Source organism: Thermaurantiacus tibetensis (genome assembly GCF_015354055.1).
Classification (GTDB): Bacteria; Pseudomonadota; Alphaproteobacteria; order Sphingomonadales; family Sphingomonadaceae; genus Thermaurantiacus; species Thermaurantiacus tibetensis.
This window is the reverse complement of sequence record NZ_JACHTM010000001.1, coordinates 101,835-115,746: the sequence shown is the minus strand read 5'-3', so window position 1 is coordinate 115,746 and position 13,912 is coordinate 101,835. Positions and strand designations below refer to the sequence as shown.

Sequence of the window (13,912 nt, the reverse complement as noted above, 5' to 3'; positions counted from 1 at the left end):
CCGGTGCGCAACCCGAGGCGAGCCGCGGTTCAGCCCGCGAAGGCCTGGTTGTCCACGAAGCCCATGACGCTGATGCCGCGGTTGCGGACGCGCACGAGAGGCTGAGGGCCGGGCAGAAGACCCTCGTCATCGCCACTGGCCCGCGACCGCGCGGAACGCGGACCGGATCCTCACGATGGTGACGGCCCGTCTCTCTCCGCGACGGCCGCGGTCAGGCTGTCGCGGCGACCGCGCGAGGGCGAAGCACGCGGCCCACAAGGCCTTAGCCGACGATCAGCATCGCCCAGGTGCCGGGTTCGGGGATCGCGGCGGGCGTGTCGGCCCGCAGGACAGCGGCCGGGAAGCCGCCGACACCGTTCGCCGGTAATGGTGAAGCTGTAGCTTCCGGGGCCCCGGACGGTCGTGAACCTGCCGTAGCTGGGGCGCAGCCAGCCAGCGACCGCGATTGGATGGCCCAACGCGCGGCAATCGTTCGCGCCAGCGAACGGGGTGGTGACACCGTCAATGTCCCCCGAGGTGAAAACCGTCTCCCGGACGGAACGCGGCGGTCAAGCTGAAGATGCCCGGGCGGTGAGCCTGAGCGTCTCGATCGAGCCGCCCAAACGCTCTGATCTCCTCAGACTCACGTCGATCGTCCAGCCGGCGTTCACGACGAGGACGCTGGCCGAAGCCGGCCTGGCAACCAGAATGGCGGAGGCGTGCGCATCCGCCGAGACGAAAGGCAACAGCCAACTCCGCTAGCGGAGCAATTTCAAGGGGTTGGGAGCCTAGCGCCAGGAGCAGCTGTCAGATGTTCCGACACGCGTGCGGCCAATGCCCCACCGCTCACCCGCGCCCCGACCTGAGGCGCGCCTCAGCCCGCGTAGGCCTCGTTGCCGACGAAGCCCATCTTCTTGATGCCGCTCATCTGGGCGATGGCCATCACCTGGTTGACGACCTCGTACCGGGCAAGCGCGTCCGGCCGCAGGCGAAGCTCGGGCTGCTGTTCAACCGGCAAGCGGCCCACCTGCTCCATGTAGGTGCGGAGCTGGTCGAGGGTGACCTCCTGGTCGTTCCAGTAGATGGTATTGAGGAAGTCGATGTTCACCTGGTTGAAGGTGGGCTCGATGTTGGATGGGTTGGGGTTTGGCGGCGGAAGGTCAAGCTTCACCGCGTGGGTCTGGATGGGGATGGTGATAATGAACATGATGAGGAGCACGAGCATGACGTCGATGAGCGGCGTCGTGTTCATGTCGCCCATGGGCTCGCCTTCGCCGCCACTTCCCATCGAGATTGCCATGAACTTCTCTCGCTCCTGCTAGCTGTGCAACGCCGGAATGGGGCTGTCCTGCGGTCAGCGCGTGACGGCCCCGACCGGAGGCTCGGAAATGAACCCGATCTTCTGGTAGCCTGCCCGCTGCAGGGCGAAGATGGCCCCGCCCACGCAGCGATACTCGGTGTTCGCGTCCGCGCGGATGTGCGCCTCCGGGAGCTCGATCTTGGCGCCGCGAGCCTTCTGCTTCTCCACCTCGGCGAGGAGGTAGGCGCCGCCACGCTCCCGGAGCGCCTCCGGCCCGTCAAGCCGGGTCAGACCCCAGAAGATGTCGCAGTTGGCATCGACCGAAAGCGGCACGTTTTCCGGCTTGGTCGTCGTCGGCACGCTCGAGACCTTGGGAAGCTGGACGGGGACCACCTGGATGACGACCGGAACCGTGATGAGGAAGATGATGAGAAGGACCAGCATCACGTCGACGAGCGGCGTGGTGTTGATCTCCGCCATCATGGCGCCTTCCTCGGCCTCGGTTCCGACCGTCATGCCCATCGCAACGTTCTCCCGCCCTTCGTGCCTCGGGACCTACTTCTTCGGCGCAGCCGCGGCCGCTGCCGGCGCAGCAACCGCCGCGCTCGGCCGCGCGACCCGGGCACCGGAGAGAAGATACCCGTGCACGTCAGCCGCGAAGGTGTTGATCTTCTCCATGACCAGCTTGTTGCGGCCGTTGAGGTAATTGTAGATGAGCACCGCGGGCACCGCGACGGCCAGGCCGAGCGCGGTCATGATGAGTGCCTCGCCCACCGGACCGGCCACCTTATCGATCGACGCCTGGCCGGCAATTCCGATGTTGATGAGCGCGCGGTAGATGCCGACCACGGTGCCGAGGAGGCCAATGAACGGTGCAGTGGCACCCGTCGACGCGAGGAAGGAGAGGCCCGACTGCAGCCGCGACCCGATGAGGCCGGCGGTGCGGTTGAGCGTCATCGTCACCCACTCGTGCTGGTCGATCTGGTCCGTGAGCCGTCCCTCGTGATGGTCGAAGGCGCGCAGCCCATCTTCGGCAATCTGGCGGAACGCCGAGTCCTTATCGAGCTTGGCAGCTCCATCCTTCAGCGTGGCCGCCGACCACACCTTCTTCTCGACGTCAATGGCCTCGTCGAGAAGCTTCTTCTGCTGCCACCACTTGGTGAAGAAGATGTACCAGGTGATGACCGACATGATGATCAGAACCGCAAAGAGAAACCTCGCGATGGGGCCACCCTGCTTGAGGGCCGGGATCAGGCCGTAGGGGCTCTCGCCGTCGACCGCTTCGGCCGCCATCGCCGCCGCCGGCAGCAGCGCGAGGATGGCGACCGCCCCCGTGCGGGCGAGCAACCTGGCCGCGCCCCGCTGTCCGATGATCCGTTCCCGTTCCATGCTCTCCATCCTCACGCTTGAAGGTTGCAACCCAGGGCGCGGCCCCCGCCACGCCCGTTCCCGCCTCAGCAGCCTCGCTCGACGACCCAGCGGACGCGCTGGACCAGGGCCATCTCGACGGGCTGACCATTCTCCTTGCCCGGGTTGTAGCGCCAGCGGCGCTGCGCGACCTCGCAGGTGCGCTCGTCGAGCCGGCTGTAGCCGCTCGACTGGGCGATGCTGCACGACTTCACCCGCCCGTCGGTCCCCACGACGACCTGCACCGCGACCGCACCCTGTTCGCAGGCCCGAAGGGACGCAGCCGGATAATCCTCCGTCCCCACCGTCACCGTTCCGCCCCGCGGCGTCGGGTTCACCCGTTCCACCTTCGGCGGAGCCGGCGGCGGTGGCGCAGGGGCCGGCGGCGCAGGCGGCGCGACGCGCACGGGTTCGGGCGCCGCCACCTGCGACTGGGTGGTGATGGTGGGCGGCGGCGGCGCGGTCGTCTCGATCACCACGTCAGGCGGCGGGACGTAGGGCGGGATGTCCTCGAGCTTGGGCGGCGGCGGCGGCGGTTCGTCGGGCGGCGGCGCCTGGTCCTCGATGTTGACGGTCTCGAGAGGCCCCGTGATCGACTTCACGACCCTGACCGCAAGACCCGAGACGAGGACGTAGCCGAAGAAGACGTGGAGCAGTCCCACGATGAGCCACGAACGAAGCTTGTTCTTGCCCTCGTTCTCAGGCGCCAGGAAAGACACGCAGCCACTCCCCTCCGCTTGACCGCACCGGCAAAGCCGGCGCGGAACCCACCCCGCCCTCGCCGGAACCGGAAACCGGCGCCGCCGCAGGACGCGACCGACTCTGCACCCCCAGACACCCGCAGGCAACCCTGCCCGCGCGGGCCAGCCCCGAGCCCGAATCAGCCCACCGGCCCCTAGCTTCATTGCGATGCGGGATGCAACCGGCACGAGCCCGCACGGACTCGCAGCCGCCTTTGCGCACGCCTTTGCGCATGCCCGGCCCGTCGGGTAACGGGCAGCCATGCGACGCCTCCTGGCCGCCTGCCTGATGCTGCTTGCCGCCCCGGCCGCCGGTCAGGCGATGCCGCCGGCGCGCGAGGCCCCCGGCTACACCGATCTTGCCGACCTCGCGCTTGCGAGCCCCGTCATCCTCAGGGCCGGCGTGGTCCGGGCAAACCGCCTGTCGAAACGGCTGGCACCCGACGTGCCGGCCGGGCAAGCGCGCGTGCTCGTCGAGGCGCGGCTGACCGCCGTGCTGAAGGGCGAGGGAATGCTGCCGGCCGCGGCCGAGTGGCTGTGGCAGGGGCCAGCTTCGGCTATGCCGCGCAAGGGCGACGATCTCCTCACCTTCCTCGCTCCTGCGCCCACGCGCCGGCCCGAGGTGGGCGTCTACCGGCTGGTCGCGGGCACGGGCCAGTTCCGGCACGACCCCGCGCTCGAGGCGCGGGTGCGCGCCATCCTCGCCGAGGCGCGGGCACCGGGCAGGGTGCCGCGCGTGACGGGCGTGAAGTCGGGCTTCCACGTGCCCGGCACCGTCGCCGGCGAATCCGAGAGCCAGTTCTTCCTCTCGGCCGCCACCGGTGGGCCGTTCACGCTGCTCGTGCTGCGTCGCCCGAACGCGGCTCCGGTCATCAAGGTGGCGACGGGGGACCTCATCGACGAATCGGCGGAGCCGGTCAGGCCCGAGACCCTCCTGTGGCGGACGCTCGCCTGCGACCTCCCCCCGTCGCTTCCGGCCGAACTTGCCGCCGACCCCGGCCTCGCCGCCGACTGGGCGACCGCGCGCCAGGCGATCGGACCGTGCGGCCGCACCGCGCCCGCGGGCTGACGCGGCGCCTCGCGAGGGCTCAGGGGCTCGACAGCACCACGCCGACCGCGCCGGCATCGGGGTAGACGTCGGGCTTGCGGGTGATGACGGTGAGCGCCCGGACCCCGGGGCGCGCGGCCACCATGGCGAAGATCTCGCGTGCCAGCGTTTCCTGCAGGTTGAACCGGCGGCCGGCAACGAGCGCGTGGATGCCGGCGCGGATGCAGTCATAGTCCCACGCGGCTTCACGGCTGTCCTCCTCCGGGAAGGCGGCCGGGTCGAGCGTCACCTCGACGGTGACGAGGAGCCGCTGGGGCACGCCCACCTCGAAGTCGTGGAAGCCGATGTCGACGTCGAGCGCGAGATCCTCGAGCAGGATCCGGTGCGAAGCGATCGGGATCACGGGCGCTCCACCATGTAGGCGACATCTCGCGGCAGGCCGAGGAAGCGCTGGCCGGAATCCAGAGTCAGCGTCTCGCCGGTCACGCTCGGCGTGTGGAGGAGGTAGCGGAGCGCCGCGACGAGGTGGGCCACCTCCACGCCACGCCCCAGCGGGTTCAGCACGTGCGCGGCAGCGAAGTTCTCGCGGCTCTGCGGGCCCGAGACCAGGGTGACGGCAGGGGCGATGGCGTTGACCCGGATCCGCGGCGCAAGGGCGCGGGCGGCAAGCTCGGTCACGCCGGCAAGCGCGACCTTCGAGACGGTGTAGGAGAAAAAGTCGGGATTGAGGCTCCTGAGCTTCGCGTCCGAGAGGTTGACGACGAGGCCGCGCGCGGGCGCGGGGAGGGCCGCGGCGAAGGCCCGGATGAGGAGCGCAGGCGCGCGGGCGTTGACGGCCAGATGCGTCTCCCATTCGCCGAGATCGAGCGCTTCCAGCCGGTCCTCGACGAAGCGCGACGCGTTGTTGACGAGCACGACGGGAGGTTCGGGAAGCTGGGCGAAGAGGTGCTCCGCAATGTCGGAGGCGGCGAGGTCACCCTGGACGACGAGCGGCGCCGGCGCCCCGGCAGCGGCGAGCCTGGCTGCGAGCGCGTCCGCCTCGCCGCGCGAGCGATGGCAGTGAATGGCAAGGCGGAACCCCTCTTCCGCAAGCGCGGTCGCGAGGGCTTCGCCGATCCGTTTCGCCCCGCCGGTGACGAGCGCGAGCGGCGGGGCGCCTTGGGCAGTCCGGAACTCCGCGGGAATGGGCATGGCCCGGCGCGCATAGGGCCCCCGGCAGCGATTGCAACGGCGCCGGTCGCGCGAGCGACCTCTGCGCCCAAGGCACGGGTTCATTTGTCGCGCCCGAACGCCTAGGGGCAGCGCGATGGTCGCCCCCGCTCCCGCCCCCGCCCCCGTGAACGGCACCGAGTTCCTCGATGACCGGGTCGCTCCCGCCGTGCGATCGGTCGCTGGCTGGCTTGCGGAAGATACCGGCCAGGCGGCCACGCTTCTCGCCGTCGCCGCCGGCCTGTTCCTCGCCCTCCTCCTGCTCCGCCGGGGGGTGCAGGGCCTGGTGCGCAGGGCCATACCCAGTCCGGTCTGGCGCGAGCACCTGGCCGAAGCGGTCGGCCGCACCGGGGGCTGGTTCCTCGCGCTCGCGAGCCTCAGGATCGTGGCCGGCACTGGCTCCATGCCCCCGGTGCTCGCCCGGCTGGTGCTGTTCCTGTTCACGGTGGCCGCCGTCGTCCAGGTCGCGCTCTGGGTGCAGAGCCTCCTAATGGGCCTGCTGCGCGCCCGCTCCGAGCGCGCCGACGACGACACCGCGCTCGCCCTCATGCGCGGGCTCCTCACCGCTGCCGTCTGGATCGTGGCGGCCCTCACCCTGCTCGCCAACCTCGGCGTCAACATCACGGGGCTCATCGCCGGGCTCGGGATCGGCGGCATTGCCATCGGCCTGGCTGCGCAGGGCGTGCTCTCCGACCTGTTCGCCGCCTTCGCCATCGTCTTCGACAAGCCGTTCCGGCGCGGCGACTCCATTGCCTACGAGCCGGGCGCGATCGGCGTCGTCGAGGAGATCGGCATCAAGTCCACCCGGATCCGGGCGATCTCGGGCGAGCTCGTCATCATGTCGAACGCCAAGCTGCTCGGCGCCACGGTCGCCAATTACGCCGCCTTCGAGCGGCGGCGGGTGATGCTCCGCTTCGGCGTCATCTACGAAACGCCCCCGGAGCGGCTCGAGGCCATCCCGGCGCTGGTCCGCGAGGCGGTCGAGGCCGCACCCAAGGCCGTCTTCGACCGCTGCCATCTGACCGGCTTCGGGGCCTCCTCGCTCGACTTCGAGCTGGTCTTCTTTGTGGAGGACCCGGCGCTCGTGACCATGATGGACTCGCGCCAGGAGGTGATCCTCGGCATCATCCGCGCGTTTGCCGACCACGACATCGCCTTCGCCTACCCGGTGCAGGTGGAGATGCTGGCCGGCCCCGACGGCCGGATCATCGACCCGCGCGAGACGGCACCCGCCAGCCCCAAACGCGCGGCGCGCGGCGCCTGAGCGCGGCTTGCACCCGCCGGGCGCGGCGCCTAGGGCAGCCGCCGACGACAGCCCCGGAACCCACCCGGGGACGAGACCGGGGGATGGAATGCGGCAGGCAGTCACGCTCGACGAACTGAAGGGGATGGTGGGCCAGACGGTCGGGACGTCGGACTGGATCCTCGTCGACCAGGAGCGGATCGACCGGTTCGCCGACGTGACAGGCGACCACCAGTTCATCCACGTGAACCCGGAGCTCGCAAGGCAGACGCCGTTCGGCACCACCATCGCCCACGGCTTCCTCACCCTCTCGCTCATGTCGCTCATGGGCTACCAGGCGATGCCGGTGGTGGAGGGGGTGAAGATGGGGGTGAACTATGGGCTCAACCGCGTCCGCTTCCTCGCCCCCGTGAAGTCGGGCAAGCGGATCCGCGGGCACTTCCGGCTGGCCGACGTCGCCGAGCGCGCGGGCGGTGCCGTCCAGACCACCTACGAGGTCACGGTCGAGATCGAGGACGAGGAGAAGCCGGCGCTCCACGCCGAGTGGCTGACGGTCGTCTACCTCTGAGCTGGCGGCGGGCGCAGGAACAGGCAGGCAAGACGGAAAGCGAAGAAGCGAAGGAGTGAGCATGCGCGACGCGGTGATCGTCTCGACGGCCAGAACCCCCATCGGCAAGGCCCATCGCGGCGCCTTCAACGCCACGCTGACGCCGACGCTTGCCGCCCATGCACTGAAGGCGGCCGTCGCCCGCGCGGAGCTCGACGGCCCCGAGATCGACGACGTGGTGATGGGCTGCGTGCTGACCCAGGGCTCGGCGGCCCCCAACATCGGCCGCCTCGCGCTGCTGAGGGCCGGGCTTCCGGTGAGCGTTCCAGGCCAGACGATCGACCGGCAGTGCTCCTCGGGCCTGATGGCGATCGCAACGGCCGCCAAGCAGATCATCGTCGATGGCATGGAGATCGTGGTCGGCGCCGGGGTCGACTCGATCTCGACGGTGCAGAACGACCGGTTCCGGGTGGAGGGAGACCCGGAGCTCGTTGCCATGGTGCCCGACATCTACATGCCCATGATCGACACGGCCGAGGTGGTCGCCGCGCGCTACGGCATCAGCCGCGACCGGCAGGACGAATATGCCCTCCTCTCGCAGCAGCGCACGGCGGCCGCCCAGCAGGCGGGCCTGTTCGACGCCGAGATCGTGCCCGTGACCGCGACCATGCGGATGGTCAACAAGGAGACGAAGGAGGTCTCCGAGCAGGTCGTGACGCTCACAAAGGACGAAGGCAACCGGCCGGAGACGACATTGGAGGCGCTCAAGGGCCTGCAGCCAGTGCGGGGGCCGGGCAAGTGCATCACCGCCGGCAATGCGAGCCAGCTCTCGGACGGCGCTGCCGCCTGCGTGCTCATGGAAGCGAAGGAGGCAGCGCGCCGCAACCTCGCGCCGCTCGGCCGCTATGTCGGCATGGCGGTCGCCGGGCTCGCGCCCGACGAGATGGGCATCGGCCCCATCTACGCGGTGCCGAAGCTTCTCAAGCAGCACGGCCTCACCATGGACGATATCGGCCTCGTCGAGCTCAACGAGGCCTTTGCCGTCCAGGTGCTCCACTGCGCCGACGTGCTCGAGATTCCGCTGGAGAAGCTCAACGTGAACGGCGGGGCCATCTCGATCGGCCACCCGTTCGGCATGTCGGGCGCGCGGCTGGTGGGCCATGCGCTGCTCGAAGGCCGGCGGCGCGGGGTGCGCCACGTGCTCGTCACCATGTGCGTCGGCGGCGGCATGGGCGCGGCCGGGCTGTTCGAGGTGCTCTAGAGGCTGCGCGCGGCAGCGGGGGGTTGGCGGCGGGGGGATCGCACCCTAGCTAGGGCGCGAGGGGTTTCGCGGCACGCCGCACGGCGAGGAGGACAGCCATGACGGGCAGGACGGACGAGGTCGAGGTGGGCGAGGTGGCGGCGGAGGCCAAGGACGCGGCCGGAGCCGCGGCCGAGCGCGCCGAGGAGCTCATCCGCGACGTGACCGACAAGGCGTCGCGCCGGTTCGAGGAGATCCGCAGCGAGGCAGGCCACTACGCCGGGAAGGCTGGCGAGGCGGTGCGCGAGGCAGCCGATGCAGGCAAGGGCAAGGCGGCCGACCTGCTCCACGGCATCGCCGAGACGGTGCGCAACCTCGCCGGCAAGGCCGAGGGCGAGACGGCGGAAACGGCTGCCGGCTATGCGCGCCGCGCCGCCGACGGCATGGACCGGCTGTCCGACGCCCTCAAGGACAAGTCGCTCGACGAACTGGGAGCGGACATCCGCGCCTTCGTGAAGGAGAAGCCAGCCCTGGCCATCGGCGTGGCCGCCGTGCTCGGCTTCGCGCTCGCCCGCGTGCTGAAGTCGGGCGGGGACGATGGACGCGAGGCCTGACGGGCGGGCTGGCGCGGAGGCCAGGGCAGAGCCGGAGCCGCTCTCGGCGACTGCCCGGCGGGTCGTCGCCGAGACCTCGACCCTCATCCGCACCGAGGCGGAGCTGGCCCGCCTCGAGACGAGCGCCAATGTGCGCGAGGCAGGCGGTGTTGCCATGCGCGCCCTGGTGGGCCTGCTGTTCCTCGGGCTTGCGCTCGTCTTCCTCGTGCTGGCGGCGCTCGTCGCGCTTGCCGCGACGCTCGGCTGGCCCCAGGCCCTGCTTGGCTCTGCCGGCCTGCTCGGGGCTGGGGGCGCACTTCTGCTGGCCTCCGCGCGCCGCGGCGCCGGGCGCCTGAGCCTGCTCCCCGAGCGCACGCTGGCGCGGATCGCCGGCGACCTTCGCGCGCTCTCCGAGCGTCTCCACCCGGGGCGGCTTCATGCTGCCGAAAGCGAGGCCGCGGCAGGAGACCGAGGATGACCCGCATGGCCGAACTCGAGGCCGAAGCCGCCCGCGCCCGCCGCTCGATCGCCGAGGGCGTCACCGACATCGCCCAGCGGCTCGAGCCTCGGCACCTCCTCGCGAGCGCCACCAGCCGGGCCCGGCATGCCGTTGGCGAGGCTCTCCGGAGCGAGGCCGAGACGCTGGCCGCCGAGGCGGGCGCGTTCGTCCGGGCAAACGGCCTGGCGCTTGCTGCCGGAGCGGCCCTCCTCGGGGTGGTTGCCGCGCTCGGTGTTCGCCGGCAGAGGCGGGTCGTGCCCGTCTACCGCGCCTACGACATGGAGGATCCTGCCATGCACGACGAGGACCCCGAGACCGCCCGCCGCTGGGACCGGGTGCGCGAGAGCGCCGAGGAGCTCGGCGAGAAGGCTGGCCAGGCCTATTACCGCGCCCGCTCGCGCGCAGCGCAGCTGACCGACGCCGCCCGGGACCGCGCAGCTTACGCGGCCGACGCCGCCGAGGACGCGGCGCGCCACGCCGTCGAATGGACGGGCCGGCAGAGCCGCGAGCACCCGATGACCTCGGTCATCATCGGCTTCGCGCTCGGCGCAATCCTCGCCGCGCTGCTGCCCAAGGGCGGCCGCCAGTCCTGAACCCTCTGCCCGTTCTTGCCGGAGCATCGATGCTGCACGCCGCCGCCCGTGCGCTTGCCCTCGCCGCGCTTGTCGGTGCCGGGCCTGCGCCCCCGGCAGCGGCCGCGCCCGCCACTGCCGAACAGCAGGCCGAGGCCGCCCGTTTCATCGAGAAGCTCGCCAACGACGCGTTCGCCGTGCTGCGCGACCGGTCGCTCACCCGCGACCAGGCCAAGGCCCGCTTCAAGGCGATGCTGCGCGAGAACTTCGCCATCGAGCAGACCGGCATGCGCATCATCCGGAAGCACCGCGCCGGCCTCACCCCCGCCCAGCTCGAGGCCTATCGCGCCGCCCTTCCCGACTTCATCGTCAACACCTACGCCGACCGGCTCTTCGACTTCGCCAACGCCCGCCTCACCGTGGTGCGGCAGGTGCCGCGCGGCAGCCGCGGCGACGTCGACGTCTATGCCCGCGTGACCGACCCGGCGGGCGGGCGGCCCTTCGAGACCATCTGGGCCACCTCGAACGCCTCGGGGCGCTGGCTCGTCACCAACCTCACGGTGAACGGAGTCAACATCGCGCTCACCCAGGAAGCCGACTTCGACGCCTACATCCAGCGGAACGGCTTCGACGCCCTCGTGGACTTCATGCGCAAGGCGAAGTAGCGGCCGCGCCATGCCCGGAGTCGATCTTTCACGCGCTGCCTTCGTCCACCCGTCTGCCCTCGTCTACGGAGAGGTCACCGCAGGCGAGGGCGCCTCCATCTGGTGCAACGCCGTCATCCGCTCGGAAGCCGCGCACGTCGCGATCGGTGCCTTCACCAACATCCAGGACTTCGTGATGATCCACACCGACCCGGGCCGGCCGGTGGTGATCGGCGACTACTGCTCCATCACCCATCACGCGACGATCCACGGCTCCACGATCGGCAACAACGTGCTCGTCGGCATCAACGCCACCATCTACGGCGGCGCGCACATCGGTGACAACTCGATCGTGGGCCAGCACGCCTATGTGAAGGACGGCACCATCGTCCCGCCCAACTCGATCGTCGTCGGCAGCCCGGCGAAGGTGATCCGCATGGCCAACAACTGGGTGGCAAACCGGATGAACGCGCTCTTCTACCACCGGAACGCGCTGGCCTACGCACGGGGCGACCACCGCGCCTGGGAAGGGCCGGAGTTCGAGGACTGGCTGAAGGAGACGCTGGCCCGCCTCACCGAGGAATTCGCGGCGATGGAGCGGGCAGCGTGAGCGCCGAGGGCGCTGGCGCGGGGGGCGGCTCGAAGCTCCACCTCGTGTTCGGCGGGCGCGTGCGCGACCCCATGGGCTTCGACTTCGTCGAGCCCGACAAGCTCCATGTGGTCGGCATCTTCCCCGACTATGCCTCGGCCGAGAGGGCGTGGCGGGCCGAGGCCCAGCGCACCGTTGACGACGCCGAGATGAAGTATGTGGTGGTCCACCTCCACCGCCTGCTCGAGCCGGAGCAGCTGAAGCGGCCCGGCTGACGCAGCGGCCAGGTCATCATTCGCAAAACGCATGGCTAAGGCCTATTGACATAGCCTCACGGCAGGCCTTTCTCTCCTGGCGTGAAGCCCAAGCTCCTTTCGACCCTGCCGGGCTACAGCTGGTCTGCCTTCCTCGCCGACCTGTTCGCCGGCGTGACGGTGGCGATGGTGGCGCTGCCGCTCAGCCTCGCGATCGCCATTGCCTCGGGCGCACCGCCGGCAACCGGGCTCGTCACCGCCATCGTCGGCGGGTTCCTCATTTCGGCGCTGGGCGGCAGCCGGGTGCAGATCGGCGGGCCGACGGGCGCCTTCATCGTGGTGGTCTACGGGGTCATCGAGGCCCATGGGTATGACGGCCTGGTGCTGGCAACCGCCATGGCCGGCGTCATCCTGCTGCTGGCCGCCTTTCTGCGTGCGGGCAGCCTCATCGAGCATGTGCCCGAAGCCGTCATCAACGGCTTCACGATCGGCATCGGGATCATCATCGCGACCTCGCAGGTGAAGGACTTCCTCGGGCTCGACACGGGGACCCTGCCGGCGGACTTCCTCGACAAGCTGCCGGTGCTGTGGGCGGCACGCGACACGGCAAGCCCCGCCGCCTTCGGCGTGGCGCTGGCGTCGCTCTTCCTCATCGTGATCGCCCGGCGCGCCGCCCCCCGTCTGCCCGGCCTCATCCTCGTCATGGCGCTGGCCTCGGCGGCCGTGGCGCTCTGGGATGTACCGTTGGACACGATCGAGAGCCGGTTCGGCGCACTGCCGCAGGGCCTGCCGGCCCCGCACCTGCCCGAGATCAGCCGGGCGCGCCTCATCGAGCTGCTCCCCTCGGCGCTCGTCATCGCCTTCCTGGCCGGCATCGAATCGCTCCTGTCGGCGGTGGTCGCCGACCGGATGATCGGCGGCAGCCACCGCCCGAATGCCGAGATCGCGGCGCAGGGCTGGGCCAACTTGGGCTCGGCGCTGTTCGGCGGGCTGCCGGCCACGGGCGCGATCGCGCGGACGGCGACCAACGTGAAGGCCGGCGGCCGCACCCCCGTCGCCGGGATGGTCCATGCGCTCGTCATCCTTCTCGTGGTGCTGGTGGCAGCACCGCTCGCGGGGAAGATCGCTCTGCCGGCGCTCGCTGCGCTTCTCGTGCTGACGGCGTGGAACATGACCGAGCCGCACCGCTGGGGGGAATGGCTGCGTGGCCGCCCCTCGGATCGGTTCCTGCTGCTGCTCACTCTCGTGCTGACCGTGGTGGCCGACCTCACCATCGCGATCGGGGTGGGCGTGGCGGTCGGGCTGGCGATCCGGCTGCGGCGCCGCGAGGTGCCGCCCGCCCCGTGGCACCCGCCCGAGCACTAGCGCAGGCCTAGCGGAAGTCGCGCTCGTCCCGGCTCCAGACGTAGGGAAGACCGAACAGCAGCCCGGCAAGGAAGCCGCCGATGTGGGCCCAGATGGCGATGCCCGGCCCGCCCGCGCTGTTGAAGGCGACGGCGACGAGGAGCTGGAGGCCGACGAAGAGCGCGGCGTAGCGCAGCGCGCGGACCAGCTCGCCCGAAAGCCTGAGGCCCAGCACGGTGGCAGGCGCCTCGCCGACGCGGGCGTAGAGGAGCGCGTAGGTGCCGAACACGGCCGAGACCCCGCCCGAGGCACCGACGACGGGCACGACCGAGGCCGGGTCGGCGATGACCTGGAACAGCCCGCCGACCACGCCGCCGGCGAGGAAGAGGAGGAGGAGCCTCGCCGGGCCGATCAGCCACTCCGAGTGCCGCCCTACCCAGGCGAGGAACAGGAGGTTCATGAAGAGGTGGAACAGGCCGCCGTGGACGAACATGTGGCTGACGAGCGTGAGCCACGGCGGGAGCGCGCCCTCGGGCACGGCCACATGGCCGGTGAGGCGGGCGGGAACCAGACCAGCGGCAAACGCGAGGCTGGGGCCTGCTTCGGGCCCGATGAGCCACGCCATGAGCTGCGGCAGGGCGCAGAGCAGGAGCAGCGCGCTCGTCGCCCGGGCGGCAGGGGGCTTCCAGGGCCGCACCTTGGCG

19 protein-coding genes are annotated in these 13,912 nt (G+C 70.8%); 11 read left to right on the top strand and 8 right to left on the bottom strand.

The annotated features are described in order from the left end of the window. Positions 1-548 precede the first annotated feature (548 nt). The 5 genes from H3H34_RS00580 to H3H34_RS00560 all read right to left on the bottom strand — a co-directional run bounded on the left by H3H34_RS00580 (position 549) and on the right by H3H34_RS00560 (position 3,405). Positions 549-725, bottom strand: a complete 177-nt coding sequence (locus H3H34_RS00580; protein WP_194743332.1) for a hypothetical protein — start codon at positions 723-725, stop codon at positions 549-551. A 128-nt stretch (positions 726-853) separates the two neighbouring features. Further along, positions 854-1,279, bottom strand: a complete 426-nt coding sequence (locus tag H3H34_RS00575; protein WP_194743331.1) for an ExbD/TolR family protein — start codon at positions 1,277-1,279, stop codon at positions 854-856. Between the two features lie 54 nt (positions 1,280-1,333). Then, positions 1,334-1,801 (bottom strand): ExbD/TolR family protein, encoded by a 468-nt coding sequence (locus H3H34_RS00570; protein WP_194743330.1) that lies wholly within the window; start codon positions 1,799-1,801, stop codon positions 1,334-1,336. Positions 1,802-1,834: 33 nt separating this feature from the next. Then, entirely contained in the window at positions 1,835-2,668 is an 834-nt protein-coding gene (locus tag H3H34_RS00565) for a MotA/TolQ/ExbB proton channel family protein (protein WP_328830840.1), read from the bottom strand. Positions 2,669-2,733: 65 nt separating this feature from the next. After that, the gene (locus H3H34_RS00560; protein ID WP_194743329.1) at positions 2,734-3,405 is read right to left on the bottom strand and encodes an energy transducer TonB; all 672 of its coding nucleotides are present in this window, start codon (positions 3,403-3,405) and stop codon (positions 2,734-2,736) included. A gap of 283 nt (positions 3,406-3,688) precedes the next feature. Here H3H34_RS00560 and H3H34_RS00555 point away from each other — a divergent pair, with 283 nt between their 5' ends. After that, a complete protein-coding gene (locus H3H34_RS00555; protein WP_194743328.1) occupies positions 3,689-4,495 on the top strand; it encodes a hypothetical protein in 807 nt (268 codons plus the stop codon). Positions 4,496-4,514: 19 nt separating this feature from the next. Here H3H34_RS00555 and H3H34_RS00550 read toward each other — a convergent pair whose 3' ends face one another. Both H3H34_RS00550 and H3H34_RS00545 read right to left on the bottom strand, forming a co-directional pair. After that, complete coding sequence (locus H3H34_RS00550; RefSeq protein ID WP_194743327.1) at positions 4,515-4,877, bottom strand: dihydroneopterin aldolase; 363 nt, start codon at positions 4,875-4,877, stop codon at positions 4,515-4,517. Continuing rightward, positions 4,874-5,665 carry an SDR family oxidoreductase gene (locus H3H34_RS00545; RefSeq protein ID WP_194743326.1) on the bottom strand — a complete coding sequence of 264 codons (792 nt, stop codon included), beginning with the start codon at positions 5,663-5,665 and terminating at the stop codon, positions 4,874-4,876. Before H3H34_RS00545 ends, H3H34_RS00550 begins: the two co-directional genes overlap by 4 nt. A gap of 115 nt (positions 5,666-5,780) precedes the next feature. Here H3H34_RS00545 and H3H34_RS00540 point away from each other — a divergent pair, with 115 nt between their 5' ends. The 10 genes from H3H34_RS00540 (at position 5,781) to H3H34_RS00495 (ending at position 13,229) form a co-directional block, all read left to right on the top strand. Next, positions 5,781-6,947 (top strand): mechanosensitive ion channel family protein, encoded by a 1,167-nt coding sequence (locus H3H34_RS00540; protein ID WP_194743325.1) that lies wholly within the window; start codon positions 5,781-5,783, stop codon positions 6,945-6,947. Between the two features lie 88 nt (positions 6,948-7,035). Next, positions 7,036-7,494, top strand: coding sequence for a MaoC family dehydratase (locus tag H3H34_RS00535; RefSeq protein WP_194743324.1), 459 nt, complete (start codon positions 7,036-7,038; stop codon positions 7,492-7,494). A gap of 61 nt (positions 7,495-7,555) precedes the next feature. Beyond that, the gene (locus H3H34_RS00530; protein WP_194743323.1) at positions 7,556-8,734 is read left to right on the top strand and encodes an acetyl-CoA C-acyltransferase; all 1,179 of its coding nucleotides are present in this window, start codon (positions 7,556-7,558) and stop codon (positions 8,732-8,734) included. Positions 8,735-8,832: 98 nt separating this feature from the next. Then, positions 8,833-9,327: a hypothetical protein gene (locus H3H34_RS00525; RefSeq protein WP_194743322.1), complete on the top strand. Its 495-nt coding sequence runs from the start codon at positions 8,833-8,835 to the stop codon at positions 9,325-9,327. Then, a complete protein-coding gene (locus H3H34_RS00520) occupies positions 9,311-9,784 on the top strand; it encodes a phage holin family protein (RefSeq protein ID WP_194743321.1) in 474 nt (157 codons plus the stop codon). The genes H3H34_RS00525 and H3H34_RS00520 overlap by 17 nt, the downstream gene beginning before the upstream one ends. Next, positions 9,781-10,398: a DUF883 family protein gene (locus H3H34_RS00515; protein ID WP_194743320.1), complete on the top strand. Its 618-nt coding sequence runs from the start codon at positions 9,781-9,783 to the stop codon at positions 10,396-10,398. The genes H3H34_RS00520 and H3H34_RS00515 overlap by 4 nt, the downstream gene beginning before the upstream one ends. 29 nt (positions 10,399-10,427) lie before the next feature. Then, positions 10,428-11,042, top strand: coding sequence for an MlaC/ttg2D family ABC transporter substrate-binding protein (locus H3H34_RS00510; protein ID WP_194743319.1), 615 nt, complete (start codon positions 10,428-10,430; stop codon positions 11,040-11,042). 10 nt (positions 11,043-11,052) lie between these two features. Then, complete coding sequence (locus H3H34_RS00505; protein ID WP_194743318.1) at positions 11,053-11,631, top strand: gamma carbonic anhydrase family protein; 579 nt, start codon at positions 11,053-11,055, stop codon at positions 11,629-11,631. After that, entirely contained in the window at positions 11,628-11,885 is a 258-nt protein-coding gene (locus H3H34_RS00500; RefSeq protein ID WP_328830831.1) for a DUF4170 domain-containing protein, read from the top strand. The genes H3H34_RS00505 and H3H34_RS00500 overlap by 4 nt, the downstream gene beginning before the upstream one ends. Positions 11,886-11,966: 81 nt before the next feature. Next, entirely contained in the window at positions 11,967-13,229 is a 1,263-nt protein-coding gene (locus tag H3H34_RS00495; protein WP_194743317.1) for a SulP family inorganic anion transporter, read from the top strand. Between the two features lie 7 nt (positions 13,230-13,236). Here H3H34_RS00495 and H3H34_RS13425 read toward each other — a convergent pair whose 3' ends face one another. Beyond that, positions 13,237-13,905 carry a rhomboid family intramembrane serine protease gene (locus H3H34_RS13425; protein ID WP_194743316.1) on the bottom strand — a complete coding sequence of 223 codons (669 nt, stop codon included), beginning with the start codon at positions 13,903-13,905 and terminating at the stop codon, positions 13,237-13,239. Between the last annotated feature and the right edge of the window lie 7 nt (positions 13,906-13,912).

What these genes read in the sequence shown, in the direction of transcription:
- H3H34_RS00575 (WP_194743331.1), bottom strand. Translation starts at nt 1,279, where the DNA reads ATGGCAATCTCGATGGGAAGTGGCGGCGAAGGCGAGCCCATGGGCGAC.
- H3H34_RS00570 (WP_194743330.1), bottom strand. Translation starts at nt 1,801, where the DNA reads ATGGGCATGACGGTCGGAACCGAGGCCGAGGAAGGCGCCATGATGGCG.
- H3H34_RS00565 (WP_328830840.1), bottom strand. Translation starts at nt 2,668, where the DNA reads ATGGAACGGGAACGGATCATCGGACAGCGGGGCGCGGCCAGGTTGCTC.
- H3H34_RS00555 (WP_194743328.1), top strand. Translation starts at nt 3,689, where the DNA reads ATGCGACGCCTCCTGGCCGCCTGCCTGATGCTGCTTGCCGCCCCGGCC.
- H3H34_RS00545 (WP_194743326.1), bottom strand. Translation starts at nt 5,665, where the DNA reads ATGCCCATTCCCGCGGAGTTCCGGACTGCCCAAGGCGCCCCGCCGCTC.
- H3H34_RS00540 (WP_194743325.1), top strand. Translation starts at nt 5,781, where the DNA reads ATGGTCGCCCCCGCTCCCGCCCCCGCCCCCGTGAACGGCACCGAGTTC.
- H3H34_RS00535 (WP_194743324.1), top strand. Translation starts at nt 7,036, where the DNA reads ATGCGGCAGGCAGTCACGCTCGACGAACTGAAGGGGATGGTGGGCCAG.
- H3H34_RS00530 (WP_194743323.1), top strand. Translation starts at nt 7,556, where the DNA reads ATGCGCGACGCGGTGATCGTCTCGACGGCCAGAACCCCCATCGGCAAG.
- H3H34_RS00525 (WP_194743322.1), top strand. Translation starts at nt 8,833, where the DNA reads ATGACGGGCAGGACGGACGAGGTCGAGGTGGGCGAGGTGGCGGCGGAG.
- H3H34_RS00520 (WP_194743321.1), top strand. Translation starts at nt 9,311, where the DNA reads ATGGACGCGAGGCCTGACGGGCGGGCTGGCGCGGAGGCCAGGGCAGAG.
- H3H34_RS00515 (WP_194743320.1), top strand. Translation starts at nt 9,781, where the DNA reads ATGACCCGCATGGCCGAACTCGAGGCCGAAGCCGCCCGCGCCCGCCGC.
- H3H34_RS00510 (WP_194743319.1), top strand. Translation starts at nt 10,428, where the DNA reads ATGCTGCACGCCGCCGCCCGTGCGCTTGCCCTCGCCGCGCTTGTCGGT.
- H3H34_RS00505 (WP_194743318.1), top strand. Translation starts at nt 11,053, where the DNA reads ATGCCCGGAGTCGATCTTTCACGCGCTGCCTTCGTCCACCCGTCTGCC.